Below are 26632 nucleotides of genomic sequence, written 5' to 3'. Positions count from 1 at the left end.
GAAGGCGTTTGAGAAGCCTGCTCGGCTCTGTCGACAAAGTGGTGGGAGAGGGTTGCGAGGGTGGGCGTTGAGCGATTGGCGAGACGGGCGCGTAAGGGCGGGCAGAGAATCGCATGAACAAAAGACCCCTCCCCAACCCTCCCCACAAGGGGGAGGGCTTAACCCAGCCACATCGGCCGAGCCCAATTGAGGCAGACGGGTGCCACAGGTCTTCTCCCCCCTTGTGGGGGAGATGGCCGGCAGGCCAGAGAGGGTCTTTGACTGCCCCGAACAACCCAACGCAAAAGAGCCCATTGACAAAAAGCGCGTTCTGGATGATTCATCTTTCCATGATCAAGAACGCGCACATCTCCTGCTCGTATTTTTGGCTGTACCTGTAAAGGGCGGCTGGACAGATCTTATTGTCAACAAGCCGCCGTCAGGCGGCTTTGTTGTATCTCAAGCGTCCTGACGGCAGAACACCACGAAACGCCAGACTGGGACGCAAAGACATGACCGACATCGAAGACAGCGAAATCTCATTGATCCGCCCGCCGGTGATCAATATCCGCGCCGCCAAGCCGCGCGACCTTCCCGAACTCAACGACATGATCGCGCTTCTCGCCAAGCACCATGGCGACGCCGCCGGCTCGACGCCGGAGCAGCTCGAGCGCGACCTGTTCGGCCCCCTGCCCTGGATTACCGCTCTCGTTGCGGAAACCGACGAAGGCCTGATCGGCTACGCCATCCTCGTGCCGCTCTACCGCGCACAGGAAGGCGCGCGCGGCATGGATCTGCACCATCTCTTCGTGCGTGACGGCCATCGCGGCCACGGGGTCGGCCAGCATCTCGTCAACCGCGCCCGCGATACCGCCCGCAATGCCGGCTGCGGCTACCTCTCGGTGAGCGCCGCGACGGGCAATATCCAGGCGCACCGCTTCTACGAACACATGGACTTCATCCCGCGCCCGGTCACCGGCATGCGCTATCTGCAGGCGCTGGCGTAGAGGTCTGTTAGGCCGACCTGTCCGTAGGCTTGGTCAGGCAACGGCCTTCGCGACGATCTCGGGAAACTGCTCGATCACCCGCATATAAGCGACGGCGAATTCCGGTGCCGTCGCGCGAGCCTGCTCCCAATCGCGCAAGGTGCCGACGGGCACATGGAAACGGCGCGCGAATTCGGATTGCGAGAGGCCGAGCTGGGTTCTCGTCCGGCGGATGAGGCGGGCGCGCTGGGCGCGATCCAGCGCTTCGGCCGTTACGCCGAAATCGTCGGCGTCAGCAGGATCAGCCGGCAGCACGATAGGCTCGTTCTTCACTCTCATTGCTCCTTCTCACCGACATGAAGCGGGGCAGATTGCCCCGCCAGACGAAGACGCCGGTGAACAGTTTCTGCTCGACAAGCCCGACCACCTTGAACCGTTCCTCGCCATCGACCTCGCGAATTGACGGAATGATCAAATGGTTCTCGTCCTCAGCAAAGATCCTGTCGCCAAAGGCCAGCGACAGCTTGTGCTTTTCGAGATTGGCCGCGTCCTTCCTGGGATCGAACCTGTCTGTCGTCATGACTAGACCATACGGGATTTCCGTATAGTCTGCAATGTCCGCCAGATTGGCTGCGCTCCCTAGCGCAGCACCGGTTCGCCGTGGAAGCGGCGGCGGGAGGGTTTGGAGACGCCGAAGCCGATTTCCATCATCAGCCGCGGCTTTTCGGTGGCGACGGTTCCCATGTGGAAGCCGAAGGGGTCTTCGACGAAGCCGGAGCCGGCCTTGCCTGTGAGCGTGATAGGGCTGTCCTTGCCGTAGTAATCAATGATCTCGTCTGCGGGGTGGCCGACCAGCAGGGTCAGCTGGTGCTTCATGCGGCGCTTGTTGTGGCTGCCACGGACGAAGACGTGCGGGCCGGTGCCTTGATCCACATCCACGAGATAGAAGAAGAACTTCAGCATCCGCCAGTCATCGAGATCGAAGTGATACTTGTCGAGCGAGGCAAGGCTGCGGTCGGCTTCGCTGGCCTTGGTGGGGAAGCTCCACCATGTGCGGGTGGTGATCAGTTGCGCCTGGGCGCCGAGATAGCGGCGGGCGATCTCCGACAATAGCGGATCGCGCTGCACGGTCAGAACCGCCGGGCAATCCAGCGCCCGCTCGAAATGGTGGCCGGAGAGGATCGGGCGGCCGAGCCTGTCTTCGGTGGCGCGGTGGTCCGATGCGGTGAATTCTATTCTGCGGTCGAAATTGCCGAAGCACGGGGTGGCGTGGCCGAAGGCGGATATCTCCTGCGTGATATCAGCCGGCAGCTGCAAATCGGGGAAGATGCCGTCTCGGTTCAGGGCATCGACGGCGGTTTCGGCGTTGACGCCCTGGAAGATCGTCGGCAGGTTGTCGATCGCGCCGTTGCTCTTCTTGGCCGTCAGCCAATGGGCGCGGCGGCCGGGAATGGTGCGGGCGAGGAGGAACATCGGCAGCCAGGCCGGGTTCTCGCGGATATCGGCCATGTAGGTGGGGATGCGGACCGCCATGCGCTTGAGCTTGCCGCCCTTGCGCGCCACCGCTTCGAGATCATTGGCGGAGGCGTTCGAGGCCGCACCACTGGCGGGAGATACTGATGAGCTGTGCATTTCAGCTGGCCTTTCGTGCCACTGCGGGGCATTCAGTCGAAATTGCTAATAAATGCTGCAATGCGGCAATTTTGGGGTATTTCTACCCTCAATGACCAGGCACCGCCTTCAGGTAGGCGGCAATCGCCTCCAGATCAGCCTTGGGTAGGTGAGCGACGTTCTGCTGCACCTCGGTCATCGATCCGCCGGCCGAATCGAAATCGGGCGTGAAGCCGGTTTCGAGGTAATTAGCGATGTCGGCCTCGCTCCATTCGCCGATGGCCTTCGAGCCCGGCGTGATGTTGGGGATGGTGCCCTCACCCTCGGGATTGGGCGCGCCGGCGAGCCACAGGTCCGGCTTCAGGCCGCCCAGCGCATCGCGCGGGGTGTGACATTCGCCGCAATGGCCGAGGCCCTCGACCAGATACTGGCCGCGTTTGACCTTGTCGTCGGCATTGGCAAGGACGACGCGCGGGCTGTCGTTGAAATAGAGGAACTTCCAGCCGCCGAGCGCCAGCCGGATGTTGAACGGGAATGGCAGCTCATGCGGCGGCGCGACGTTGCTGCTCTTCGGCAGGGTCTTCATGTAGGCATAGAGGTCGTTGACGTCCTTGTCGCTCATCCGCGTATAGGAAGCATAGGGGAAGGACGGATAGAGATGCGCGCCATTGGGCGCCACGCCGCGCTTCATGGCGTTGCCGAATTGCCCGAGCGTCCAGTTGCCGATGCCGGCCTGCTCGTCGGGCGAGATGTTGGGAACGTGGAAGGTGCCGAAGGGGCTCTTCAGCGCCAGCCCGCCAGACAGCGTCAGCTTGGCATCGCCTTCAGCACCGGGCGCCGCGTGACAGCTGACGCAGCCGCCGGCCCAGAAGACCATTTCGCCGTTCTTGACATCGGGCGCGCCGAGATTGGCCCAATGGCTCTCAGGCAGCGGATTGGGCGCGGTTACCAGGTAGAAGACGGCGCCACCGACCACGGCGACGCCGACGAGACAGAGGACAAACCTGATAAACCTGCGAAACATGCACTGCTCTCCCATCGTCCTTGACGCTTACTGGACATAAAGCGATCCGCCCGACGGGCAAGGCCGGACGGATCGTAGATGCGGATCGCCGAGGCAGGATCACCCCAGACGAACGGAAGGGCGAGAACTATTCCTTCTTGATGCGGTAGTTCTGATGACAGCCGCCGCAGTTCGCGCCAAGGGTCTTCAGGCCGGCGCCGACGCCTGCGGCATCGGCCGGAACCTGGGCAAGCAGCGTATCGGCATCGGAGCCGAGCTTGGCCGCGCGCGCCTTGAAGTCATCCATGTTTTCCCAGATCTTCGGGCTCGCCTCGGAATCGGCGGATGCGTTTTCCGTGCCAGCCTTGAACTGATCGGGGAAGGCCTTGGCGGTTTCCGAGATGGTCGACAGCGCGGTCTTCACCGCTTCGGCGTCGTAGGGCTTTTCGCCCTTGGCGATACCCGCAAGCGCGCCCGTAGCGCCGCCGATCTTCTTCATCATGGCTTCACGTGCCTCATGCGTGCCCTCTCCAGCCGCAAGCACCGACGTAACCCCCATGCCGGCGACCAGCACGGCCGCGACGATTGCTTTTAGTCTCATGTCTCCACTCCTCTTCGATACCGAGATTTTCGAAGCCCGGCGCTTCGCTTTTACGCGGGCATGATTGCAAATTAATCTCAGCTAAAAAGTAACAAGTGGGTGAGAGCGTAATAAATTCAGGAATTTGCGGTTTTCTCACTTTCATGCCGGCGTCCGCCAGCCGTGCCAGGCGGTAAGGATCGCAATCGCCACCAAAAGGCCGCCGGCGATGCGGCCGACGAGGATGGTGGCACTGGGGTTGGAGATCAGCAGCGTGCGGCTGCGCGAGGCGGTGACGGCGACGGTGCCGTAGATCGCCGCCTGGGTCGCCATGGTCATCAGCCCCATGACGATGCCCTGCAGCCAGATCGGTCCATAGATTGGCTTCAGGAACTGCGGATAGACCGCCAGCATGAAGAGATAGGCCTTGGGATTGATGAGGCAGGTGATGGCGCCCTGGCGGAATGCGCGCCAGCCTGAGCTCGTGCCGCCTTCGACTGATGAGACCGTGATGGAGCTTGCGATCAGGGTGTAGCCGATCCAGGCCATGTAGGCGGCGCCGATGAAGAGCAGCGGGTTGAACAGCGCCGGGAGCAGCGTCGCCAGAAGGCCGACGCCGATCGCGCCATAAAGCGAATGCACTGCCCCGCCCGCCATGATGCCCGCCGTCGCCGCCATTCCGGCGCGCCGGCCAGACGTCAGCGAATTGGCGAGCACGAAGAGCATGTCCATGCCCGGGACGATGATGATGCCGAAGAGAAGAGTGAAATAAAGCCAGAGGTTTTCGCTGTAGGTCATGTCAGTTGTCCATCGTCGATCCGCGATGCAGAGCTTGCGGATAGCGTTGAATTTCAATTCGATAGGATGATCTGTACGACGGCCCAACTGACAGTGTAGTGTCAGTAGCGTTTGGCGGAGGAGAGGATATGCGCAAGGCGTCCCGGCTTTTCGAGATCATCCAGCTGTTGCGGCTGGCGAAGCGGCCGGTGACGGCCGCCGTCATGGCCGAAGCGCTGGAGGTGACCGTTCGCTCGATCTACCGCGACATCGCGGCGCTGCAGGCGATGCGCGTGCCGATCGAGGGCGGGCGCGGCATCGGCTATATACTGAGACCCGGCTTCGACCTGCCGCCGCTGATGTTCACGATCGAGGAGATGGAGGCGATCGTGCTGTCGCTGGCGCTGGTGGAGCGGACCGGCGACGCGGCGCTGAAGCAGGCGACCAAGAGAGTGAACCAGAAAATCGCGGGCGCCGTGCCGGCCCCGCTCAGAGAGGCGATGGAGGGAAAGGCGCTCTACGCCTGGGGCACGATCGCGCCTTCGCCGGAAGGGCTGGACCTTTCGCTGGTGCGCGGTGCCATCCGCGACGAACGGAAGCTGAGGCTCGATTATCGCGACGAGCTCGGCAGGGCCAGCCAGCGCACGATCCGGCCGATCGCGCTCATTTATTACTCGCAGAGCTCGAACATCGTTGCCTGGTGCGAGTTGCGCGAGGCGATCCGCAATTTCCGCAGCGACCGGGTCGAGCGCTGCGTGCAGGCCGAGGGCTTCTTCAAGGGTGAAGGCGACGGCTTGCGGACGCTCTGGACCTCGGGGTGGACACAGACGCCGGCCGCCGTTTCGGCGATCTGACACCGTCCCCGCGACTGGAATCATGGGGACGGCTGGTGTTCATCCTCAGAGGGCGGCGCCGCCGGAGACTTCGATGCGCTGGCCGTTGACCCAGCGATTGTCATCAGACAGCAGCGAGGCGATCATCGGGCCGATATCGTCGGCGACGCCGGGGCGGCCGAGGGCCGTCATGTCTGACACCATCTTGTTGACCACGGGATTGTCGCGGACGATGCCGCCGCTGAAATCAGTCATCACGGCGCCTGGTGCCACCGTGTTGGCGGTGATGCCGCGGGCGCCGAGTTCCTTGGCGAGGTAGCGGGTCAAGACCTCGATCGCGCCCTTCATGGCCGCATAGGCCGAGCTGCCGGGAACGCTGAAGCGGGCAAGGCCGCTCGAGATGTTGATGATGCGGCCGCCATCGGCCATCAGCGGCAGGAGCTTCTGGGTCAGGAAGAAGACGCCCTTCAGGTGGACGTTGACGAGGCCGTCGAAGGCTTCCTCGGTCGTTTCGGCGATCGGGGCGTGGTAGCTGGTGCCGGCGTTGTTGACGAGATAGTCGAAATCCTTGGCTCCGAAGGCTTCCAGCGCCTGGCGGACGCTTGCAACGAAAGCGTCGAATGAACCGGCATTGCCGGTGTCGAGCTGGAGGCCGATGGCCTTGGCGCCTGCGGCCTCGATCTCGGCGACAGCGCTTTCGGCTTCTGCCTTATTCGTGTTGTAGGTCAGGATGACATTGACGCCGCGCCTGGCGAGGCTGACCACCGTGTTGCGGCCGAGGCCGCGACCACCGCCAGTGACGATGGCGATCTTGTTCTTTGAATTTGCTTGATTTTCACTCGGCATGACAGGCTCCTTGGGGCTCATTCGATGGCCTGATGCTACGCCCGCACACCCTCTTTGCTGAATGCCGGAACTCTCGAATTTCTTGCCTATTCCTCCAATCGGCTTGCGGCCTGAAGCCAGTGATCTAAGATCACTCCCGGTGGTTTTGATGGAGAGCAGCATGGCGGAAGCGCTGAAGGACATGGTGTCGCGCTATATAGATGCGGTCGGTGGCGGCGACGGGTCGTTTGCCATGCCGGTGCCCGTGCCGGGGCTGGCGATCTCGCGCGTCAGCCAGCCGGTGATACCGCATCACCGCATCTATCGGCCGACCATCTGCGTGGTGCTGCAGGGCGCCAAGCGGATCCTGAGCGGCGACCGGGTGCTGGACTATGGCGAGAACCAGCTGCTGATCGTCACCGTCGAACTCCCCGCCTCCGGCCAGATCGTCGAGGCGAGCCCCGAGCAGCCCTATCTCGGCCTCAACATCGATTTCGATCCTGCGCTGATGCGCGAGATGATGGATGATCTCGAAAACCCGCCGAAGCCATCCGGCGACGGCATCGCCTGCGTCTTCGTGCAGGATTTCGACGAAGCGCTGCAGGACTGCGTGCGCCGGCTGCTCAACCTCATGGAGACGCCGAAGGCCATCCCCGTGCTGGCGCGCTCGATCATGCGGGAGATCTGCTACTGGCTGCTGACAGGGCCGAACGGCCGCGAGATCTGCAAGCTGGCGCTTCCCGGCAGCCATGCGCGGCGGATGAGCGATGCGATCTACCGGCTGCGCGACAATTTCGCTGAACCCATCAGGATCGAGGAACTGGCGGCCGTGGCGCGCATGAGCCCCTCCTCGTTTCACCAGCATTTCAAGACGCTGACCTCGATGACGCCGCTGCAATACCAGAAGCACATGCGCCTGCTCGAAGCCCGCCGGCTGATGGTCACCGACGGCGCCAACGTGGCAAGCGCCGCCTATCAGGTGGGCTATGAAAGCGCCTCGCAGTTCAGCCGCGAATACGCCCGCATGTTCGGCACGCCGCCGAAGCGGGATGTGAGCGAGATCCGGGGTTTGCCGATGGAGACCGCAGCGGCTTAGGGGCTGCCTAGCCCCTCAGCGCCAGCACCCTGCTCTCCTCGCGGCCGAAGCCGCGGATCTCGATGCGGTCGGCGTGGACGTCGACGATGGCGAAGGTGTTTTCTTTCTCGGTGTCGACCATGCCCTTGAAGTTGACGAAGTGGCAGTCGTCGACCGCGCCGTAATTGCCGACGTGGTTGTGGCCGTTGAAATAGGCCATGACGTTGGGGCTTTTTGTCAGCAGTTCGATCATGCGTTCGCGGTCCCAGCAGTCGTGCTGGTTGGGCGGATAGACCGGGTAGTGGTTCATGACGATGACGCGTTCGCCGCGCTCGGATGCGTCGGCGATCTCCGATTTCAACCAGTCGAACTGGCGGTCGCTGACCATGGCGTTCCAGACTTCGGCGTTGATGGCGCCGGCGGCGCGGAGTTCGGCGAGCTTTTCCGCCGCGATCTCGCGATAGGGGTGGCCCTCCGGCGGGCCGAAGGTGCTGACTTCGTTGCCATCGAGCATGATGAAGCGCCAGCCGTGAGTGGCGAGGCTGTAATAGGGCGCCGGCATGCCGAGGCGGGCGGCGACGTCTTCCAGGTGCTCGGGTGCGACGGCGAAGTCGTGGTTGCCCAGCAGGAAGAGATTGTCGTGCTCCAGGGCGTCATAGACAGGAAGGATGGCGTCGAAGCTTTTGAAATCGCGGTCGATGATGTCGCCCAGCGTGATGACGAAGCTCAGATCCTCCGCGTTGAAGACCTCGATCGCGGCTTTCAGCTTGGCGGGGCTGTTTTCGTAATAGCGGTCCATGCCGGTATGCGGCTCGCGGGCGGCATATTGCGGGTCGGCGACGATGCCGAAGCGGAACAGGGGGAGCGATTGGGTCATGGTGCCGGATTAGGTGGGGTGGGTGACAGGGATGTGACACAAACAAAAACACCCGGCGTCTCCACCGGGTGCTCTCGTCACTCTCTCAAAACCGGCTTACTTGGTTGCGGCTTCGTAGCGTTCCAGGACGTAGTCCCAGTTGATCAGGCTGTCGACGAAGGCTTCGAGGTACTTCGGACGGGCGTTGCGGTAGTCGATGTAGTAGGAGTGCTCCCAGACGTCGACGCCGAGGATCGGGGTGGCGCCGTGGACGAGCGGGTTTTCGCCGTTCGGGGTCTTGGAGATTTCGAGCTTGCCGTTCTTGACGGAAACCCAAGCCCAGCCGGAGCCGAACTGGGTGGTGCCGGCAGCGACGAAATCGGCCTTGAACTTGTCATAGCCGCCGAGATCGGAGTTGATGGCCGCTTCGAGCTTGGAAGGCAGCTTGTTGCCGCCGCCGCCCTTCTTCATCCACTTCCAGAAATGGACGTGGTTGTAGTGCTGGGCAGCGTTGTTGAAGAGGCCGGCATTGGTGCCGAAGGACTTCTTGACGACGTCTTCGAGCGAGAGGTCGGCGAGACCGGCTTCCGCCGCAAGCTTGTTGCCGTTGTCGACATAAGCCTTGTGGTGCTTGTCGTGGTGGAACTCCAGGGTTTCCTTCGACATGAAAGGCTGCAGCGCTTCGTAATCGTAGGGAAGTTCAGGCAATTCAAAAGCCATGGTCGTCTCCTTTTGGCAATAGTTTGCGTAATCGGCAGGTGTGCGGGAACATAGGAGCGCAAGCTTGGTGAGGCAACCTGCGAAATGTCAAAAAAGACCGCTGCGGAAGAAAATTTAGCCGCGCTAAGGGCTTGGCATGCAAGGCGCAAATCAATCATGATGACAGTGCTTTATGGCATGGCCTTCCAAGCGTGGGCGCGAGGGCCAAAAATGTGCGAGGGCTCAGTATGAGGCTTGGCGTTACAGGGCACCCAATGCTCCACCCGATCGGCTTTGCGGCCGCCTTCATCGCGGCTTTTCTGGCTGCGGGCGGCACCGCTTTGGCCTCCTCGGGTGACGCCTGGCAAGATTTTGCAGCCGAGGTGCAGGGAAAATGCGAGATGGCGGCGCGCGCGCAGGTGGAACTGCCGCATGCGGTCGTCGATCCCTTCGGCAGCGAGAATTTCGGCATGGCGCTGGTGACGGGCAAGCCGAAGGGCGCCAACGGCTTCGTCAGCTACTTCTGCATTTACGACAAGAAGACCAAGGCGGTGGAGCTCGGGACGGAACTCGAGACCGAGCGGATGGGGATCCTGCCGGACGAGTGAGGCGCCGCGCACGCGATTGTCTTCAGCCTACATCGACGCGCCGTTCACAATTACCGATTGCACTCGATTTGTGTACGCGCAACCTCCCTTTCGCTAACCTTCCGACGCCGGCCGATCGATGGCGCGGCATGGGAGGATGTCATGTTTCATTTCAGCAGCGCATCGCTTGCCGCCCTTGCGAAATGCCATCCGCATCTGCAGGCCATCGCCCAGGCGGCGATCCGGGAGATCGATTTCAAGGTGCTCGATTCGACGCGTGGGCGCGATGCGCAGGAGCGGGCCTTCAATGGCGGTTTCTCGAAAGTGCATTTCGGCGACTCGGCCCATAACTACGTGCCGGCGATCGCCTTCGATCTGTTTCCTGCACCCTATGACTGGAAGAACAAGCAGGCTTTCATCCGGCTCTCCAAGGTCATCCTGCCGCTGCCCGAAAAGCTTGGGCTCGAAGGTCTTGACGGAAAGCCGTTGAAGCTGCGCTGGGGCGGCGATTGGGACATGAACGGCGATATCAGGGACGGCTGGGACATGCCGCACTTCGAACTGCACCCCTGGCGCAAATGGTCGAAGAAATCGAAGCTTTACGAGGATTGACGTCGCCGTTGCTGGCCTACGGATATACCATGCGGCCGGGCCACATGGTCGACAAATGCCGCGCCGCCTCCCCTGTGGCGCAAATCCCACATGACATCGGGCAAAGATTTGACAGCGCGAGAAGGCTGTTGATTGTCATCATTCGTCTTTTGACAAAGACACATAGGCCTTTCACGATGCAACTATTGGCATCGTTTTAATGAGTCCGACTCAATCTTAAATACATGTTACTTGATTAGTCGGGAGGCATATTTCGAATGCGTCCGTGGTGTGGTGTTTGGGGACACGAGATATGGTCATGAGTTTTTTTCGTCGCGCGGAAGACGGCCGGTTGCTGCCGGCCGCCGGGCAACAACAGCAGGCGTCGATCGCCGATAGCAGGCCAAATACGGTGGAGCGGCCGGGCTATGCGATGCCCGATGTCAGGGACCTGTCGGCCTTCGGCTCGGCGATCGAGGACAACCAGCGCAATTCGGACGAGCTCTTGTCCAGCCTGACGTCGCTGCAGACGCGCGTGGCGACGCTGATCGGCACGCATAGCCAGTCGCTCAGCGAGACCGGCGCGCTTCGCGCCGAATGCGCGCGCATCGCTTCGCTGCTGAACTATGAAAGCAGCGCCCGCGAGAAGGCCGACCACGACAATGCGCGGCTGACGGGCGAGAACAAGACATTCCGCAACGACAATGCGCAACTGCGCTCGGAAAGCGCCACCCTGCGCGAGGAACTCACCACCCTGCAAGGGCTGCACGAGATCGCGCTCGAGGAATTCACCATCATCGAGACGCGGCTGCTCGACGCCGAACGCGAACTCAACGACCGGACGATCCAGTTCGACGAGGCATCGACCTTGCTGAAGCGGGCGCAGCAGGAGCTGGAGCAACGCAGCCGCGAGCTGGCGGCGACCAAAGCGCGCCTCGACAACGAGACGACCGCGCATGAACTGCTGATCGAAACCTCCCGCCGCGACAACGGCGTCCACAGCCGCGAGATGGCGCGGCTGACCGAAGAGCGCGGTCACCTGAAACGCAGCCTGACGGAGCAGGAAGCTCTGGTGCGCAACCTGCAGGCCGCATCGTCAGGCATGAAGCAGGAACTCTCGCTGATCGAGGAACGCCATAAGCGGCTCGAGGTCGAGTTCGAGACGCTGCAATCCTCCTCGGCGCTGGAGATCGCGCATCTGACCACGCGCCATGACGCCATCGGCTCCAAGGCCGAGCTCGTGGAAAAGCTGCTGGTGACGGCAAACGGCCGCAACCGGATGACCGACGAAGAGCTGCAGGCGGCACGCAACGAAACCAAGCGCGTGAAATCCGAGCTTGCCACGGCCCTTTCGCACGCCGAGCGGCTGGACGAAGAGCTGCAGCGGGCACGCGCCACGGGCAGCGAAAGCGAGACGGCGCGGCGCGAGCTTGCCGGCGAAAACAACGAGCTGACGATGAAGCTGCGCGAAATCGACAGCCTGCGCATTCGCCGCGACCGGGACGCCGATGCGCTGCGCCGCGACATGGACACGCGGATCGATTCCGACCGCCACGAAATCAGCCAGCTGCGCACCAGCCTTGAGATCGCCAAGTCCGAAATCCGGCAGCTGCGTGCCGAACGCGCCATCATGAACGGACAGCTTGAAGCCGCCCGCAGCGAACGCGGCGGCGCGATCGCCATCGATGCGCGGGACGACAAGACAAGCGAGGTGCGGATGAATGAAATCCGGATGCCGGCCGCGACCTATTCCCCGCTGATCGACATTTCGGAGACATCGCTGCTACAGACGAGGACGAGCGGCGGTTCCGACACGGGCGAGACCACACACATTCTCCCTGCGGAGTAAGATCTTTGCGGCGACCCGGCGCAAGGCGTGCCGGGTCGTTCGCCAATGATGTCTGATTATGCCGTTTGGCAGGCCAGCGGCTGCGTGTTCCTCTTATAGAAGTTCGCCTGAACGGCGCCGGCGCGAGATTGCCGCGGATGCGACACGCTCCTCGGCCACCACGCCGTGCCAGTCACGTTTCCGTGCGCCCCGTTGACGACCGACCAACTAGTCGGTAGATATCCACTCATGGCTTCGGATACATACACACGCATTCTCGAAACCGCGCAGGCGCTGATCGTCACACGCGGCTACAACGCCTTCAGCTACGCGGATATCTCCGCGGTGGTCGGCGTCGGCAAGGCGACGATCCATCATCATTTTCCCGGCAAGGCCGATCTGGCGGTCGCGGTGATCGCCCGCTACCGGCAAGCGACCGAGGATGGGATGGGGGCGATGGCGGCGCATGAACCGCGCGCCGACAGGCGGCTTGCCGGCTATGTCGGTTTCTGGGAACAATGCATTCGCGACAACAACGCGCCGTTCTGCATCGCGGCGCTGCTCGCCGCCGAACTGCCGAGCCTGCCGCCCGAGGTCGCCGAGCAGGTGAAGGCGCATTTCGACGAGCTGATCACAAGGCTCACCGGCTTCATCGACGAGGGGCTGAAGAAAGGCGAGCTGGCGAGTAGCGAGGACGCGGAGCGCAGCGCCCGCATTCTCGTCGCTACCGTGCATGGCGCCATGCTGGCGGCGCGGGTCGCCGGTGGCGACGCCGAACTCTATGCAAGCATTACAGAGCCGGCGCTGCAGAGACTTACCGGCTAGATCGCTACTATCTCAGACATGACGTGCATGCGCATATCTTTGCCCCCATTTGCCCATCAGACCGACCGACTAGTCGGCTCACAAAAGGAAACAGACATGGCCAATCCGCTTTCGCTTCTCGGTGAGATCCACACCGCCATCAGCATCGTCCCCGCCGTCGCCGGCCTCTACAGCTTCGCGAAGTACCGGGCTATTCGCCCGGAAACGACGGTCGGCAAGGTCTATCTTTCGACGCTTGCGCTTTCCGCCATCAGCGCCTTCGGCCTGTCGTCCACCGGCGGCTTCAATCCAGGTCATGCGCTGGCCATCATCGTTCTTCTCGTCTCCGCCATCTGTCTCGTGCTGCCGAAGCTCGGCTTCCTCGGGCGGCTGATCCCCTATCTCAGGAACCTCGGCTTCTCCTTCACCTATTTCCTGCTCTGGGTGCCCGGGATCAACGAGACGCTGTCGCGCCTGCCACCCTCGCACCCGATCGGCAACGGCCCGGATTCCCCGCCGGTGCAGACGGCCCTACTGATCTGGGTGGTGCTATTCGCGGCGGGCAGCCTAGCGCAGGCTTTCCTCGTCTCGCGCGGACAGGCGCGGCGGGTGGTTGCGTGGGTCCCCCATGTCTGACGTCGAACACATATTGGAGCGGCTGCTGAAACTGGCAGCCAGGGACAATCGCCCGTCCGCGCTGCCTGACGGCGCCTTGCGGGCCTCGGCCCTGTTTTCCTTTGTCACCCGCGAGCGCGAGCGCATCGCCGGCTGTTCCTTTCCACGCGCTTCGATCGTCGTGATCGTGGAGGGGTCGAAGGAGGTCGTGACGATGGGGCGGCACTTGCGGTTTGCGGCCGGTACCGTGCTCGTGCTGCCCGGCGGATGGCGCGGCGACGTGGTCAACGATCCTGATACGGCAACGGGTGTCTATCGCGCCATCTTCATCGATTTTCCCGACGAACTGGTTGCCCGCGCAAGCCGTGCCTTTCCGCCACACCGCAAGGGCGGGCAGCTCGACCTGCCGCTCGACGCGGCGCTTTCCAGCGCCATTCACCATGCCGGCGAAGGCATCGTTGCCGGCAACCTGCCCGCGGCGCTGATCGAGCACCGGGTGATGGAAGTGTTGATGGTTCTCGGCATGCGCGGCGCCCTGCCCTTCAAGGCGCGGACGACGGCAGACGCCGTTCGCGGGCTGGTTCGCTGGCAGCCGGACAGAGCCTGGACCGCCGACATGATCGCCGCCGAGCTTGGCACCAGCAACGCCACCTTGAGACGGCGGCTCGCCAGCGAAGACACATCGCTGCGCACGCTGCTTGCCGAGGTCCGGATCGAGCTTGCAACCACGATGCTGGCCGACGATGGCGCTTCGCTTCGCGAGGCCGCGCTGGCAACGGGATACCGCTCGCCGCGCCGCTTTGCCGAGCGCATGCGCTCCGAAACAGCCGAGAAGCGACCCGCCGACGTTTGAGCGCGCGTGGGCGATTTTTGAGCGTTTCTGCACATCCTGCCATGACCGGGATTGCTAGAGCTCGTCCATCGAACGAGAGGACGAACTCATGCATATCGCAACCATCGCAACCGCCGCCGCCATCGTGTCTTTTTCCGCCCCGCTCATGGCCGCCGACATCACGGTGACCTTCGGCAACAGCGGCCCGGGCGGCACACTTCTCCCGCAGAACGCATCCTGTGTCGCGAACGACGGAAAAGCGGCCGCGGGCAGCAACAGGAGCCCTGCCCTCTCATGGACGAGAGGTCCCGCGGGAACCCGCTCTTATGCCGTCGTCATGACCGACGCCGACGTTCCGGCCGATCTTTCGCTGCTGAACAGGCAAGGAACCGAGATCGACAAGGATGCGCCGCGCATGGAATTCACACACTGGATCCTTGCCGACATCCCCGCGTCGGTCACCGAACTTGCCGAAGGCGCGGATGGCGACGGCATGCCGGCGGGCGGCCTTGCGCTTGAGATGACCAAGCACGGGCGGCGCGGGCAGAACGGCTTCGCCGCCTTCTTGAAGGATGGGCCGCATGGGGGCTATATGGGCGCGTGTCCTCCCTGGAACGACTTGCGCATCCACCGTTACCGCATCACGGCCTATGCGCTCGATACCGACAGGCTCACACTTCCCAAGGCCTTCACCCGCGCCGATTTCCTCGCCGCGGCAAAGGGCCATATCGTTTCGTCCGGTGCGGCGGAACTGACCTACACGATCAATGCGAAGGCCACGAAATGACCGATACGAAATGGGATGCAGCCGCTGCCGAACCAGGCTCGATCCATTGGAAACGCAATCTGGCGGTTTCGCTTGTCGGCTCGTTCACGACCATCGTGGCTATGACGCTGTTGCTCCCCTTCCTGCCGCTCTATGTCGAGGAGCTCGGCGTCAGCGATCATGCCGCGATCGTGCAATGGTCGGGGATCGCCTATGGCGCCACCTTCTTCGCCGCCGCCTTCGTGGCGCCGCTGTGGGGACGGCTCGGAGATATCTATGGGCGCAAGCTGATGCTGGTGCGCGCCAGCCTCGGCATGACGGTGGCGATCTCGCTGATGGGCATGGCCGGGAACGTCTGGCAGCTGGTGGCGCTCCGGCTCTTCGTCGGGCTGGCGGGCGGCTATTCCTCCGGCTCGATGGTGCTGGTGGCGACGCAGACGCCGAAGGACCGTTCGGCCTGGGCACTGGGAACGCTGGCCTCAGGCATCATGGCCGGCAATCTGGTCGGGCCGCTGATTGGCGGCGTGCTGCCGCCCTTGATCGGCATTCGCGGCACGTTTCTCGCCGCCGGCGCGATGATCTTCCTCGCCTTTCTGGCGACGCTGTTTCTCATCAAGGAGGAGAAGTCCCCTGCCCGCAAGAAGGCCGCCAAGCAGAGCGGCGGCTGGGCCTCGATACCGGACAAGCGGCCCGTCATCGCCATGCTCTTCACCGGCATGCTGCTGATGCTCGCCAACATGTCGATCGAGCCGATCATCACCGTCTATGTCGCGCAGCTGGTGGACGACGCGGCGCGGGTGACCATCATCGCCGGCATCGTCATGTCGGCAGCCGCCCTCGGCAGCATCCTTTCTGCCTCGCGGCTGGGCAAGCTGGCGGACCGGATCGGCCACTGGCCTGTCATCGCAGGCGCGCTCGGCATCGCCGGCCTGCTCCTGATCCCGCAGGCTTTCGTGACGTCTTCGTGGCAGCTGATCGTCTTGCGTTTCCTGATGGGCGTGGCGCTCGGCGGCCTGCTCCCCTGCATCTCCGCCGTGATCCGCCACAGCGTCCCCGACAGCGCCGCCGGCAGCATCCTCGGATGGTCGGTCTCCTCGCAATATGTCGGCCAGGTGGCGGGTCCGATCCTCGGCGGCTTCGTCGGCGGGCATATCGGCATGCGGGCGGTGTTTCTCGGCACCTGCGTGCTGTTGATCGCCGGGGCGGCGTATTCGTGGATGGTGCGGCCGAGGGGGGATGGGGCCGAGCGCTGACTGCCTGCTCGTAAGCCGTTGGAATGGCGACGCGCCCACGCTCCCGGCGTCTTCCTCGGGCTTGTCCCGAGGATCTAAGCACGCAGCAGCGTGCTCGACGTGGGTGGATCGACCGGGGGCGTGGGCTGGTGTTTGCGGCGACCTTTGCCGTAGAAGCCGCACCGTTGCATTCGTGGAGACGTGCTTAGATCCTCGGCACGACGGCCGAGGATGACGTCGAGTGTGGGGTGGTCTCGGCGAACATCCTGAGGGGGAGCGGCGTAGACCGGTTCCGAACGTGACAATCGCCACGCCCAAGTCAGCACCTACATCAACAAATAATCCACCGCCACCGGCAGCGGCGGCAGGTCCTTCTCTCCCATCGCCTCGCGGATGTTGATCTCGACGGTATCGGCGATCGCCTCGATGGGAAGCGCGTTGGGTTGCTTGCCGAAGGGTTCTTCCAGTTCGTCGCCGAGCGCGTCGAGACCGAAGAAGGTGTAGGCGACGAGTGCGGTGCCGAAGGGCATGAACCAGCCGAGCACGTCGTCGAAGCCGAAGGGCAGCATCAGGCAGAAGAGGTGGGCCGTGCGGTGCAAGAGCAGCGTGTAGCCGAAGGGGACCGGCGTCCAGCGGATGCGCTCGCAGGAGGCCTGGGCGAGCGTCAGATCGGCAAGCGTGCGGTCGAGCATCTGGTAGTTGATGTCGGTCAGCATGCCCTTGGCGCGGAGATCGGCGAGTTCGCGGGCAATTTCCAGCGACAGCGCTTCGGGCGGGTTGCGGCTGGCGGCGTAGTGGGCGTTGATATCGTCAGGCAGCAGTCGTTCGACCTTGTGGCGGGAGATGCCGCTGCGCAGGTGCGGGACAAGCGACTGGACGAAGGCGATGACGAGCGTCAGCACGCGTTTGCGGGCTTCCTTTCCTGCTTCGCCCGACATCGTTTCGAGGATCAGGGTCTGGCGGGCGAAATGGCGGGCGGAAAAGACGATCACGCCCCATTGCCGGCGCGCTTCCCACCAGCGGTCGTAGCAGGCGTTGTTGCGGAAACCGAGGAAGATCGACAGCGCAATGCCTAGCAGCGCGAAGGGGGCGCCGTTGAAGACCGGCAGGACGCCCGGCCACAGCGTGTGACAGAGCACGACCAGCGACGAGAGCACGGCGGTGAGGATGATCTGCGGCAGGACACGCTTGATGATCGAGCCGCGAAGAATGAAGAAGAGCTTGAAGAGGGTTGGGCGGGGGCGCACGATCATGATGCGGGGGACCAGGTGGGGGTGGGAGTGAAGAGGTAACGGAGGACGATGTTTAACGCGGTGCGTGTGGCCCCCTCACCCGGCCTCCGCTACGCTCAGCCACCCTCTCCCCGAGGGGAGAGGAGAATCGGTTACGCTGCGGCATCTCCCCTTCTCCCCCACGGGGAGAAGGTGGCCCGAAGGGTCGGATGAGGGGGCCACGCTCTCCTCCCTCAATAGCAGATCAGCTGTCGCTTGCGCTGCGACCAAATGCCCAGTTCATGTAGATTTCGAGCGCCTTGCGGGTCACAGGGCCTTCCTGCAGTTCGCGGCCGTCGAGACGGTTGACGCCGACGACCTTGGAGTAGTTGCCCGAGGTGAAGATCTCGTCAGCCGCCATGAAATCGTCGACCGAGAGCGTCTCCTCGCGAACCTCGAAGCCGGCCTGGCGAAGCAGGCCGATGACGCGGGCGCGGGTGATGCCGGCGAGGAAGGTGCGGTTGGCGACCGGCGTCTTGACGATGCCGTCCTTGACGAGGAACACGTTGGAGGATGCGGTTTCGGCGACATTGCCGTTCATGTCGCGCATCAGGGCATTGTCGAAGCCGCGGGCTCGCGCTTCGGCAATCGCACGGCCGCTGTTCGGGTAGAGCGAGCCGGCCTTGGCGTCGGTCATCGCGGTCTCCGGCGACGGGCGGCGGAAGGGCGAGACGGTGAGCGAGTTCGGCTTGTTGTTGCCGAGCGGGGCTTCGAACAGGCAGAGCGCAAAGCGGGTGCTGTCACCATCGACGGTGACGACGCTGCCGGCGGAGCCATGCTCGCCCCAGTACATCGGCTTGATGTAGATCGGCGTCTTGCCGTCGAACTTCTTGATGCCTTCCCAGGCGAGCGCTTGGATCTCTTCAGCGGTCTTGACAGGTTTCAGGCCCATGTTGACGGCCGAGCGGTTGATGCGCTGGCAATGCAGGTCGAGATCGGGCGCGATGCCGTCGAACCAGCGGGCGCCGTCGAAGACGGTGGAGGCCAGCCACATGGCATGCGAGGTCGGCCCGATCAGCGGCGGGTTGCCGGTCAGCCACTCTCCCTCGACATAAGTCCAGGTGTTGGAACGGGGCGATGTATCGACGGCCATGGGACTCTCCTTCAATCAATTGCAGGGAGACAAAACCCCGCGTGCAGACCGGGTCAAGGAGAAATATGGCGCGGTGAACGCTAAGCAAGAAACGGCATGCGGTGACGGAGCCAAGGGCAATATTCATGCGTGCTTGATAAAACATGCGCGATGGATGCATCAGGGAAAATCATGGGTAATCCGGTTGGAGCCGGCCGTGACCGCGTGTCATTATGTATGGCAACGAGGATGCCCGTGCACTGAGCGCGCCCTGCAGGAGTGAAGACCAATGAAAGCCATGTTCTACGACGCCTTCGAAAAGGCCCCGGAGATCGCCACGCTGCCCGATCCGACGCCCACCGAAGACGGCGTCGTGATCGCGGTCGGCGCCACCGGGCTTTGCCGCAGCGACTGGCATGGCTGGATGGGCCACGATCCCGATATCAAGCTGCCGCATGTGCCGGGCCATGAGCTTGCCGGCAAGGTGGTGGCGACGGGCAAGGGCGTGATGCGCTACAAGGTGGGCGACCGGGTGACGGTGCCCTTCGTTTCCGGCTGCGGCCGCTGCAGCGAATGCCATTCCAGCAACCAGCAGGTTTGCCCCGACCAGTTCCAGCCGGGCTTCACCCACTGGGGCTCATTCGCCGAATATGTCGCGATCGACTATGCCGACACCAATCTCGTGCACCTCCCCGAGACGGTCGACGACGCGACGGCCGCCAGCCTTGGCTGCCGCTTCGCCACCTCGTTTCGCGCCGTCGCCGACCAGGCGCGCACCGGCCCGGGCGAATGGATCGCCGTGCATGGCTGTGGCGGCGTCGGGCTTTCGGCGATCATGATCGCCACCGCGCTTGGGGCCAATGCGATCGCCATCGACGTGTCGGACGAGAAGCTGGCCTTCGCGCGGGAATGCGGGGCTGTCGCGACGATCAACGCGACAACGGTTGCCGATGTGCCCGAGGCGGTCCGCGAGATTACCAAGGGTGGCGCGCATGTCTCGATCGACGCGCTCGGCCATCCCGTCACCTGCTTCAACTCGATCAAGAACCTGCGTCGCCGTGGGCGCCATGTGCAGGTGGGGCTGATGCTGGGCGAGCATTCGACGCCCTCGATCCCGATGGCGCAGGTGATCGGCCACGAGCTCGAGATCTACGGCAGCCACGGCATGCAGGCCTGGCGCTACGATGCGATGCTGTCGATGCTCGCCGCCGGCAAGATCGCGCCGCAGAAGCTGATCTCGCGACGCATCAGCCTGGAAGAAGGCATCCCGGCGCTGATGACGCTCGACAAGGCGGAGACGACGGGGATCAGCGTGATCACCAGCTTCTAGGCGCGCGCCGACACAACCGCCTTCAACCAAAGCGAGCTTTTCAGTTTGTTGCAATCTTTGGTTTAAATCACATACTCCCTTCAACCGGATGAACCGGCGTGGAGGGGAGCATGGCAAAGCGTTTCATTCTTTCGATCGATGGCGGCGGCATTCGCGGGATCATCCCGGCGGCCATACTTGTCGACTTGGCCGCGCGGTTGAAGGGACTGCCGCTGCATCAAGCGTTCGACATGATCGCCGGGACATCTACCGGCGGCATCATCGCCGCCGGGCTGACATGCCCGCATCCTGATGACAAGAAGAAGGCAGCGTGCACGCCGGCCGACCTTCTCAAGCTCTACGTCGATGAGGGCGCCGATATTTTCAAGAAGCCATTGGGGGCGGCGATATTGAACCCCTTCGGGATAAACGATCCGCGATATAAGCCCGACGTGCTTGAAAACAGGCTGCAAGAAACGCTCGGCAAAGCCACGCTCGACCAGGGTCTGTCGAAAGTGGTGATCACGGCTTACGACATCGAGAACCGCGCCGCTCTCTTCATGTCGAATGCCGATGCCGAAAACAGCAAGTTCCGCTTCTGGGAGGCCGCGCGTGCGACCTCGGCGGCCCCCACCTATTTCCCGCCGGCGCTGATCGAACGGATCGGTGAGACAGATCGCCAGAAGCGACACGTCGCCCTTATCGATGGCGGTGTCTTCGCCAACGATCCTATCCTCGCTGCCTATGTCGAGGCACGCAAGCAGGCGTGGCAGGATGATGAGCTCGTCTTCCTGTCGCTTGGCACCGGCCAGCAGAACCGAGCCGTTCCTTATCAGGAAGCCAAGGAGTGGGGCATCGTCGGCTGGATGCAGGTGTCGCACCACACGCCCTTGATCTCGATCCTCATGCAGGGACAGGCGAGCACCGCATCCTACCAGGCCAACAAGCTGCTCAATCCGCCCGGAACGAAGCTAAAATTCTCGACGGTCGTGACCAAACAAAACGCGGCGACGCTCAATTACTTCCGGCTCGACCAGCAACTGACGAACGAGCAGAGCGACGCACTGGACGACACCGAGGACAAGAACATCGAGCAACTCCAGAAAATCGCCGCGCAAATCATCAAGGACAACGCGCCGGCGCTCGACGAAATCGCCAAACGCATCCTGGCCAAACAATAACAGCCAAACACGATGCGGTGATCGGCGGGCTGAAAACCCGCCGATAGCGCGGGGGTGCCGATCTGTGCATCGGAGCCTTGCGTTTTAGCGGGTTGCCATTGCCCGGCTAAAGGTCTATCGCGCTCGCCGCTAAGAAAAAGAAAAAGCGAGACATCATGTCCAACTCATTTGTGAACACCCATGCGCCCGAGGGCGTACAGGCCGGCTTTGCGCCGGAAGGCCAGCTCGAGCGGCATACGCGGCTTGAAGGAACCTGGCTGAACATCTTCGACGTCACGGTGCCCGCGGGCGGCCGCACGCCGCTGCATCGCCACGAAAGCCCCGAGATCCTGCGCATCATCGAAGGCTGTCTGATCATCCGCCGGATGACGGACCAGGGACTGGAAGAATTCGAAGCCACCGCCGGCGATATCGTCCGGATCGAGGCCGATCAGGCGCATGGCTACTCCAATCGCGGCCCTGAAACCGCACGGTTTTCGGCGACGATCGACAGCGACATGTCGGACTTCTTCGAAGCCGCCGAATCGCGCACCCGCGATTTGCTGACCGTCGTTGCCAACAGCGACAGCACACGCATCCTGGCGGCCTGATCAGGCCACGACGGCGCGGGCCAAGCCCGGGCCGTCCCTGCTCTCCACACTTCCAGCCTCTATTTTAGCGGCAGTTGCCGCAGCCGTAGCTGCGAGCCATCGAGAGTGAATTCGCCCGGAGCGACGAGCCGCGAATGTCCGGGATTTCCAGCCGGGCGCGGAACCCCATCGGCGAGCAGAAACGTCACGCTATGCGCCCCGGCGAGCCCGGCGGGAAACCGCGCGACCGGCCGCTTGATCAGGTAGGCACCCCTGCGCGGTGTCTCGATCGAACCATTCATCAGCAATTGCAACAATCCGGCTTCCTGCGGCAGGACTTGATAGCGCTCGGCCGTGCCCGCCGCGACGACCTCCTCCGGTTTGATGTTCACAAGTCCGGCCGGGTTGAAGCGGAGGAAAGCCTCATAGGTGGCTTGGTCGACATTCTTCAGACCGCCCTCAGACAGTGGGACGGAGGAGAACTGGTCACGCTGGCGCGGCGAAGGCTTCCAGTCCTTTGGCGCCGTGGCATCGGCGGGCAGGACCGCTCGCGGCAGCGAATAGGCGAGCACCACGCCATCCACCTGCTTTCCAACCAGCTTGCCGAGCATCGTTGTATGTTGCGCGCCGCCGGGGCCGTCGAACGAGCGGTACTGCAGGCAGGGGGAGTTCGTAAGCGTAGTGACCTTGTCCTTGGGCAAACCGGTCACGCCGACGCCGTTTCGGTTCGACGTCACGAAGTGGCTGACGCGCTCGACATGGCCGGTCATCCGCCAGATCATCGGCGTATAGGAGGTGGCGAGGATGAAGAGCGGCGTCGTGCCGGCCTCGATGGCAAGCTCGGCCGTTTCCGTCTCCGCATCCTGGCCGGCGACGGTGACGTCGGACAGCGCGCCCGCCTCATAGGCGTTCAGGTAAAGCACCTGATCCGCCTTGCCGGGCTTCGGAAGATCGCACTGCATTATCTGCCGCTCCAGGGCGAGCTCGGCAGTCCTCGCGGCTCTTGCCTTGTTCAGCGCCACCACCTCTGTTTCCGACAGGGCGCCGTTGCCATCGGTGTCATAGACGGCGAAGGCGGCACGTCCCAGGCGTTCGAGCTCATCGGCAGTCAGCCGCCCGTCCTTGTTGGGATCGAGATCGAGCAGCATCTTCAACGAACCCCGTCGACCGAAGCCCATGGCGGCCTTCGTGGCGGTCTGTGCCGCGTAGGCCGTCGCCTCCTCGAAGGTGACGGTGCCGTCGCGATCGGCATCCATGCGCGTGATTGCATCGCGGCCAGGAACCCGGATATCGCTCGATTGCAGCTCATCGCCGGTGACACGCCCGTCACCGTTCAGATCACGGCTGAAGAAGCCCTGCAGGATGCCGGCGCGTGCGGCGGCCAGGGTGAACGCATCGGCGCGGCTCACATCATCGGCGGTCAACACCTGGTCCGGCCCGCTCTGCATGCGAAACGGGGTGAGGAGCTGCGCCAGATAGGCTTCCCGATAGTTCTGCATTCCGTCGAGGAGAACGGCCGGCCGCGACCCGGTCGCCTCGCCATCCGCCTGCGCAAAGGCCACGCCTGCCCCAAGGCTGATGCCGGCCAACCCACCTAGATACACTGAAAAGCACCGCATCGATACAATCCCCGCACGAATACTCATCGAGTGCTACCTGAGGATCAATGAAGCCTTCCTGTAGAAGATGGATAAGAATCGAGGCAATCGGGGAAATCCCGGTCCAACATGCTGCGCTTTGCGAGGGGTGATCGAGGTATTTCCATGCTCCCCTCTTGCGCTTGGGCGCATTACCCTTCAAAATTGAAGCATGCCTGACAGTGACCCTTCCAGTACCAGCTCCACCCCGTCTTCCAGCGATATGTCCGCTGATGGCGATGGGGATGGCTGTAGATGGCGCACTGTTCGCCGCATCGGCGTCAGGCCTGATATAGCCGCTTTGAAGGCGGCTCTTTTCTTATCCATCGCGGAGTTCGATCGCCGGCTGCTTGCAGCCGCCGTCATCCGCCTTTCATATTTTCATCGCAAAAGGAGCGGTCCCGTCAACGTGGCCGCGTTACACCATTGATGTTCTTCGACTGGATGTCCGACCCCTCCGCCTGGGTGGGTCTCGCAACCCTGATCGTGCTCGAGATCGTTCTCGGCATCGACAATCTCGTCTTTATCGCCATTCTCGCCGACAAGCTGCCGCCGCATCAGCGTGACCGCGCGCGCCTCGTCGGCCTCGGCCTGGCACTGTTCATCCGGCTGGGACTGCTCGCCTCGATCGCCTGGATCGTGACGCTGACGACGCCAATCTTCTCGGTCATGGAGTTCAGTTTCTCCGGCCGTGACATCATTCTATTGATCGGCGGCGTCTTCCTGCTCTTCAAGGGCACGATGGAGCTGCACGAGCGGCTGGAAGGCCACGTCGAGACATCGGAGAAGAAGGTGGTGCATGCCGTCTTCTGGCAGGTGATCGTGCAGATCGTCGTGCTCGATGCGATCTTTTCGCTCGACAGCGTGATCACCGCCGTCGGCATGGTGCAGCACCTGCCGGTGATGATGATCGCCGTCGTCATCGCCATCGGCGTCATGCTGCTTCTGTCGAAGCCGCTGACGAGCTTCGTCAACAAGCATCCGACGGTCGTCATCCTCTGCCTGGGCTTCCTGATGATGATCGGCTTCTCGCTGATCATCGAGGGCTTCGGCGTTCACCTGCCTAAGGGCTATCTCTACGCGGCGATCGGCTTCTCGGTCATCATCGAATCGCTGAACCAGCTGGCGCGGCACAATCGCGAGCGGCTGATCACGCCCACCAACATCCGCGAACGCACCGCCGACGCCGTGCTCGGCCTGCTCGGCGGCAGGCGGCCGCAGGTGACGCTCGGGCCGACAGCGGAACATATCGCCGAACAGGCGGCCGAAGAGGACGTGTTCTCCAACGAGGAGAAGGACATGATCCAGGGCGTGCTGACGCTGGCCGATCGCTCAGCCAAATCGATCATGACGCCGCGCATCGACATCGACTGGCTGGACCTCGACGCGCCGGAGGCGGAGCTGCAGCGCCGCATCGTCGATCTCGGCCATTCGCGCTTTCCCGTCGCGCGCGGGAGCCTCGACAATTTCATCGGCGTGGCCAGCGCCCGCGACCTGTTGCGCGATCTGATCGTCGACGGATCGATCAACGTCGAACGCTCGATCCGCGAGCCCTTCGTGGTGCATGAGAGCATCAGCGCGCTGAAGCTGATGGAGCAGCTGCGCCATTCCAGCGAAGCGGTCGCCATCGTGCTCGACGAGTACGGCGATCTCGAAGGCATGGTGACGCCCACCGATCTGCTCGAGGCCATCGCCGGCGAGTTTCCCGACGAGGACGAGGAGAAGCTTTCGATCGAGCGCGGCGAGGACGGCTCGCTGACGGTGGACGGCTGGATCGACATCCGCCACGCTTCGAAGCTTGTTGATGTCGATCTGGTGGACGAAGGCGACCGCTTCTCGACGTTGGCAGGCTTCATTCTCTGGCGGCTCGGGCATCTGCCGCATCAGGGCGAGACGATCCGCTTCGAGGAACTGACATTCGAGGTGGTATCGCTCGATGGCCGCAACATCGACAAGATCAGGATCAAGCGTATCGAAGACGCGGATTGAAAAAGGGAGAGAGACGCCATGGCATGGTCGGCAAGCCAATATGTGAAATTCGAGGACGAACGGACGCGCCCGGCGCGTGATCTTCTGGCGCAGGTGCCGATGGAACGCATCGAGCGCGCCATCGACCTCGGCTGCGGCCCTGGTAATTCGACGGAGCTGATCATCGACCGCTACGGCGCTTCAGGCGTCAGCGGCCTCGACAGCGATCTCAACATGCTGGAGGCAGCCCGCAAGCGGCTGCCCGGCACCGATTTCCTCAAGGCCGATCTTGCGACATGGCAGCCGAAGGAGCCGGTCGATCTCCTCTTCGCCAACGCCGTCTTCCAATGGCTGCCCAATCATCTCGACATCTTCGACCGGCTGATGGACGGCCTGAAGCCCGGTGGCGCGCTTGCCGTGCAGATGCCCGACAACCTGACCGAGCCGACGCATCTCTTGATGGAAGAGACCGCCCATGCCGGTCCCTGGAAGGCCGCCTTCGAGGCCAAAAGTGTGCGCCGCAACCCTCTGCCACCGCCCTCCACCTACTATTCCCGCCTGATCGGCAAGGCCAAGCGCGTCGACATCTGGCACACCGCCTACAACCACCCGATGGCGGACGCGACGGCGATCGTCGAATGGGTCAAGGGTACCGGGCTGAGGCCCTATCTCGACCATGCCGGCGATCAGCATCGCGAGGCGTTTCTGGCGGATTATCTCGGGCGGGTGGAGAAGGTTTATCCCAAGATGTCGGATGGGCGGGTGCTGCTGAGGTTCCCGCGAGTATTCATGGTGGCGGTGAAGGGGTAGACGGGGCTAGGTGTCCGAGGCGACTTAAGCCGCGACATTTCAATGGGTTACGGGCGATCGCCAACATTCCGACGTCATCCTCGGGCTTAGTTGTACAGCCTTGATACATACCTGACAGATGTTCGGAGACATGCCTGACACTTTTCGGATTTGGATCCGGGAGGTTTCGATGGCTTGGCGGGCGAGGTCGGTTGTGGACGAGCGTTTGGAATTCTGTCGGCTGGCGGGGCTTGAGGGGGCGAACGTGTCGGCCCTTTGCGAGCGCTTCGGCATCAGCCGCCAGACGGGCTATGTCTGGTTGAAGCGGTTTGCCGCCGGCGAGGCGGTCGATGACCG

General features: G+C 63.0%; 29 protein-coding genes. 17 read left to right on the top strand and 12 right to left on the bottom strand.

What is annotated here, in order from left to right:
• Nucleotides 1–491 precede the first annotated feature (491 nt).
• Entirely contained in the window at nucleotides 492–986 is a 495-nt protein-coding gene (locus tag D460_RS0130980; RefSeq protein WP_018902505.1) for a GNAT family N-acetyltransferase, read from the top strand.
• A gap of 33 nt (nucleotides 987–1019) precedes the next feature.
• Here D460_RS0130980 and D460_RS0130975 read toward each other — a convergent pair whose 3' ends face one another.
• From D460_RS0130975 to D460_RS0130950, 6 genes are all read right to left on the bottom strand, one after another.
• The gene (locus D460_RS0130975; protein ID WP_196809395.1) at nucleotides 1020–1304 is read right to left on the bottom strand and encodes a helix-turn-helix domain-containing protein; all 285 of its coding nucleotides are present in this window, start codon (nucleotides 1302–1304) and stop codon (nucleotides 1020–1022) included.
• A complete protein-coding gene (locus D460_RS0130970; RefSeq protein WP_018902503.1) occupies nucleotides 1267–1545 on the bottom strand; it encodes a BrnT family toxin in 279 nt (92 codons plus the stop codon). The genes D460_RS0130975 and D460_RS0130970 overlap by 38 nt, the downstream gene beginning before the upstream one ends.
• Nucleotides 1546–1604: 59 nt before the next feature.
• Nucleotides 1605–2597 (bottom strand): phytanoyl-CoA dioxygenase family protein, encoded by a 993-nt coding sequence (locus D460_RS0130965; protein ID WP_018902502.1) that lies wholly within the window; start codon nucleotides 2595–2597, stop codon nucleotides 1605–1607.
• 88 nt (nucleotides 2598–2685) lie between these two features.
• Nucleotides 2686–3600 (bottom strand): cytochrome c, encoded by a 915-nt coding sequence (locus tag D460_RS0130960; protein ID WP_018902501.1) that lies wholly within the window; start codon nucleotides 3598–3600, stop codon nucleotides 2686–2688.
• A gap of 127 nt (nucleotides 3601–3727) precedes the next feature.
• Nucleotides 3728–4180: a cytochrome c gene (locus tag D460_RS0130955; RefSeq protein ID WP_018902500.1), complete on the bottom strand. Its 453-nt coding sequence runs from the start codon at nucleotides 4178–4180 to the stop codon at nucleotides 3728–3730.
• Nucleotides 4181–4321: 141 nt separating this feature from the next.
• On the bottom strand, nucleotides 4322–4957 hold the full coding sequence (locus tag D460_RS0130950; protein ID WP_018902499.1) for a LysE family translocator: 636 nt from the start codon (nucleotides 4955–4957) through the stop codon (nucleotides 4322–4324).
• A gap of 128 nt (nucleotides 4958–5085) precedes the next feature.
• Between D460_RS0130950 and D460_RS0130945 the strand changes: the two genes are divergently transcribed.
• A complete protein-coding gene (locus tag D460_RS0130945) occupies nucleotides 5086–5790 on the top strand; it encodes a YafY family protein (protein ID WP_018902498.1) in 705 nt (234 codons plus the stop codon).
• Between the two features lie 45 nt (nucleotides 5791–5835).
• Here D460_RS0130945 and D460_RS0130940 read toward each other — a convergent pair whose 3' ends face one another.
• On the bottom strand, nucleotides 5836–6615 hold the full coding sequence (locus D460_RS0130940; RefSeq protein WP_018902497.1) for an SDR family oxidoreductase: 780 nt from the start codon (nucleotides 6613–6615) through the stop codon (nucleotides 5836–5838).
• A 160-nt stretch (nucleotides 6616–6775) separates the two neighbouring features.
• Here D460_RS0130940 and D460_RS0130935 point away from each other — a divergent pair, with 160 nt between their 5' ends.
• A complete protein-coding gene (locus tag D460_RS0130935; protein WP_018902496.1) occupies nucleotides 6776–7690 on the top strand; it encodes an AraC family transcriptional regulator in 915 nt (304 codons plus the stop codon).
• Nucleotides 7691–7697: 7 nt separating this feature from the next.
• Here D460_RS0130935 and D460_RS0130930 read toward each other — a convergent pair whose 3' ends face one another.
• On the bottom strand, nucleotides 7698–8546 hold the full coding sequence (locus D460_RS0130930; protein WP_018902495.1) for a metallophosphoesterase: 849 nt from the start codon (nucleotides 8544–8546) through the stop codon (nucleotides 7698–7700).
• Nucleotides 8547–8642: 96 nt separating this feature from the next.
• Nucleotides 8643–9245: a superoxide dismutase gene (locus tag D460_RS0130925; RefSeq protein ID WP_018902494.1), complete on the bottom strand. Its 603-nt coding sequence runs from the start codon at nucleotides 9243–9245 to the stop codon at nucleotides 8643–8645.
• 254 nt (nucleotides 9246–9499) lie between these two features.
• Here D460_RS0130925 and D460_RS0130920 point away from each other — a divergent pair, with 254 nt between their 5' ends.
• From D460_RS0130920 to D460_RS0130880, 8 genes are all read left to right on the top strand, one after another.
• Nucleotides 9500–9832, top strand: a complete 333-nt coding sequence (locus D460_RS0130920) for a hypothetical protein (RefSeq protein ID WP_018902493.1) — start codon at nucleotides 9500–9502, stop codon at nucleotides 9830–9832.
• A gap of 141 nt (nucleotides 9833–9973) precedes the next feature.
• The gene (locus D460_RS0130915) at nucleotides 9974–10423 is read left to right on the top strand and encodes a hypothetical protein (RefSeq protein ID WP_018902492.1); all 450 of its coding nucleotides are present in this window, start codon (nucleotides 9974–9976) and stop codon (nucleotides 10421–10423) included.
• Between the two features lie 298 nt (nucleotides 10424–10721).
• Nucleotides 10722–12251 carry a hypothetical protein gene (locus D460_RS0130905; protein ID WP_245267848.1) on the top strand — a complete coding sequence of 510 codons (1530 nt, stop codon included), beginning with the start codon at nucleotides 10722–10724 and terminating at the stop codon, nucleotides 12249–12251.
• A gap of 228 nt (nucleotides 12252–12479) precedes the next feature.
• On the top strand, nucleotides 12480–13055 hold the full coding sequence (locus D460_RS0130900; protein ID WP_018902490.1) for a TetR/AcrR family transcriptional regulator: 576 nt from the start codon (nucleotides 12480–12482) through the stop codon (nucleotides 13053–13055).
• A gap of 96 nt (nucleotides 13056–13151) precedes the next feature.
• On the top strand, nucleotides 13152–13670 hold the full coding sequence (locus D460_RS0130895) for a hypothetical protein (RefSeq protein WP_018902489.1): 519 nt from the start codon (nucleotides 13152–13154) through the stop codon (nucleotides 13668–13670).
• Nucleotides 13663–14502, top strand: a complete 840-nt coding sequence (locus D460_RS0130890; protein ID WP_018902488.1) for a helix-turn-helix domain-containing protein — start codon at nucleotides 13663–13665, stop codon at nucleotides 14500–14502. Before D460_RS0130895 ends, D460_RS0130890 begins: the two co-directional genes overlap by 8 nt.
• An 88-nt stretch (nucleotides 14503–14590) precedes the next feature.
• The gene (locus D460_RS0130885; RefSeq protein ID WP_018902487.1) at nucleotides 14591–15268 is read left to right on the top strand and encodes a YbhB/YbcL family Raf kinase inhibitor-like protein; all 678 of its coding nucleotides are present in this window, start codon (nucleotides 14591–14593) and stop codon (nucleotides 15266–15268) included.
• Nucleotides 15265–16500 (top strand): multidrug efflux MFS transporter, encoded by a 1236-nt coding sequence (locus D460_RS0130880; RefSeq protein WP_018902486.1) that lies wholly within the window; start codon nucleotides 15265–15267, stop codon nucleotides 16498–16500. The genes D460_RS0130885 and D460_RS0130880 overlap by 4 nt, the downstream gene beginning before the upstream one ends.
• Nucleotides 16501–16805: 305 nt before the next feature.
• Here D460_RS0130880 and D460_RS0130875 read toward each other — a convergent pair whose 3' ends face one another.
• Both D460_RS0130875 and D460_RS0130870 read right to left on the bottom strand, forming a co-directional pair.
• Complete coding sequence (locus D460_RS0130875) at nucleotides 16806–17732, bottom strand: bestrophin family protein (RefSeq protein WP_018902485.1); 927 nt, start codon at nucleotides 17730–17732, stop codon at nucleotides 16806–16808.
• 223 nt (nucleotides 17733–17955) lie between these two features.
• Nucleotides 17956–18843, bottom strand: a complete 888-nt coding sequence (locus tag D460_RS0130870) for a branched-chain amino acid aminotransferase (protein ID WP_018902484.1) — start codon at nucleotides 18841–18843, stop codon at nucleotides 17956–17958.
• 268 nt (nucleotides 18844–19111) lie between these two features.
• Here D460_RS0130870 and D460_RS0130865 point away from each other — a divergent pair, with 268 nt between their 5' ends.
• The 3 genes from D460_RS0130865 to D460_RS0130855 all read left to right on the top strand — a co-directional run bounded on the left by D460_RS0130865 (nucleotide 19112) and on the right by D460_RS0130855 (nucleotide 21902).
• The gene (locus D460_RS0130865) at nucleotides 19112–20152 is read left to right on the top strand and encodes a zinc-dependent alcohol dehydrogenase family protein (protein WP_018902483.1); all 1041 of its coding nucleotides are present in this window, start codon (nucleotides 19112–19114) and stop codon (nucleotides 20150–20152) included.
• Between the two features lie 110 nt (nucleotides 20153–20262).
• Entirely contained in the window at nucleotides 20263–21312 is a 1050-nt protein-coding gene (locus D460_RS0130860) for a patatin-like phospholipase family protein (protein ID WP_018902482.1), read from the top strand.
• 155 nt (nucleotides 21313–21467) lie between these two features.
• A complete protein-coding gene (locus tag D460_RS0130855) occupies nucleotides 21468–21902 on the top strand; it encodes a cupin domain-containing protein (RefSeq protein WP_018902481.1) in 435 nt (144 codons plus the stop codon).
• Between the two features lie 59 nt (nucleotides 21903–21961).
• Here D460_RS0130855 and D460_RS0130850 read toward each other — a convergent pair whose 3' ends face one another.
• On the bottom strand, nucleotides 21962–23500 hold the full coding sequence (locus D460_RS0130850) for a hypothetical protein (protein WP_196809394.1): 1539 nt from the start codon (nucleotides 23498–23500) through the stop codon (nucleotides 21962–21964).
• Nucleotides 23501–23947: 447 nt separating this feature from the next.
• Between D460_RS0130850 and D460_RS0130845 the strand changes: the two genes are divergently transcribed.
• The 3 genes from D460_RS0130845 to D460_RS34210 all read left to right on the top strand — a co-directional run.
• Nucleotides 23948–25507: a TerC family protein gene (locus D460_RS0130845; RefSeq protein WP_018902479.1), complete on the top strand. Its 1560-nt coding sequence runs from the start codon at nucleotides 23948–23950 to the stop codon at nucleotides 25505–25507.
• Between the two features lie 18 nt (nucleotides 25508–25525).
• Nucleotides 25526–26296, top strand: coding sequence for a trans-aconitate 2-methyltransferase (gene tam, locus D460_RS0130840; protein WP_018902478.1), 771 nt, complete (start codon nucleotides 25526–25528; stop codon nucleotides 26294–26296).
• A gap of 169 nt (nucleotides 26297–26465) precedes the next feature.
• Nucleotides 26466–26632, top strand: a 167-nt coding sequence (locus D460_RS34210; RefSeq protein WP_155947893.1) for a helix-turn-helix domain-containing protein, incomplete at its 3' end; no start/stop codon positions are given.

The organism is Rhizobium sp. 2MFCol3.1 (assembly GCF_000377565.1).
In the GTDB taxonomy this organism is placed as follows: Bacteria; Pseudomonadota; Alphaproteobacteria; order Rhizobiales; family Rhizobiaceae; genus Rhizobium.
This window is presented reverse-complemented; position numbering and strand designations above follow the sequence as displayed.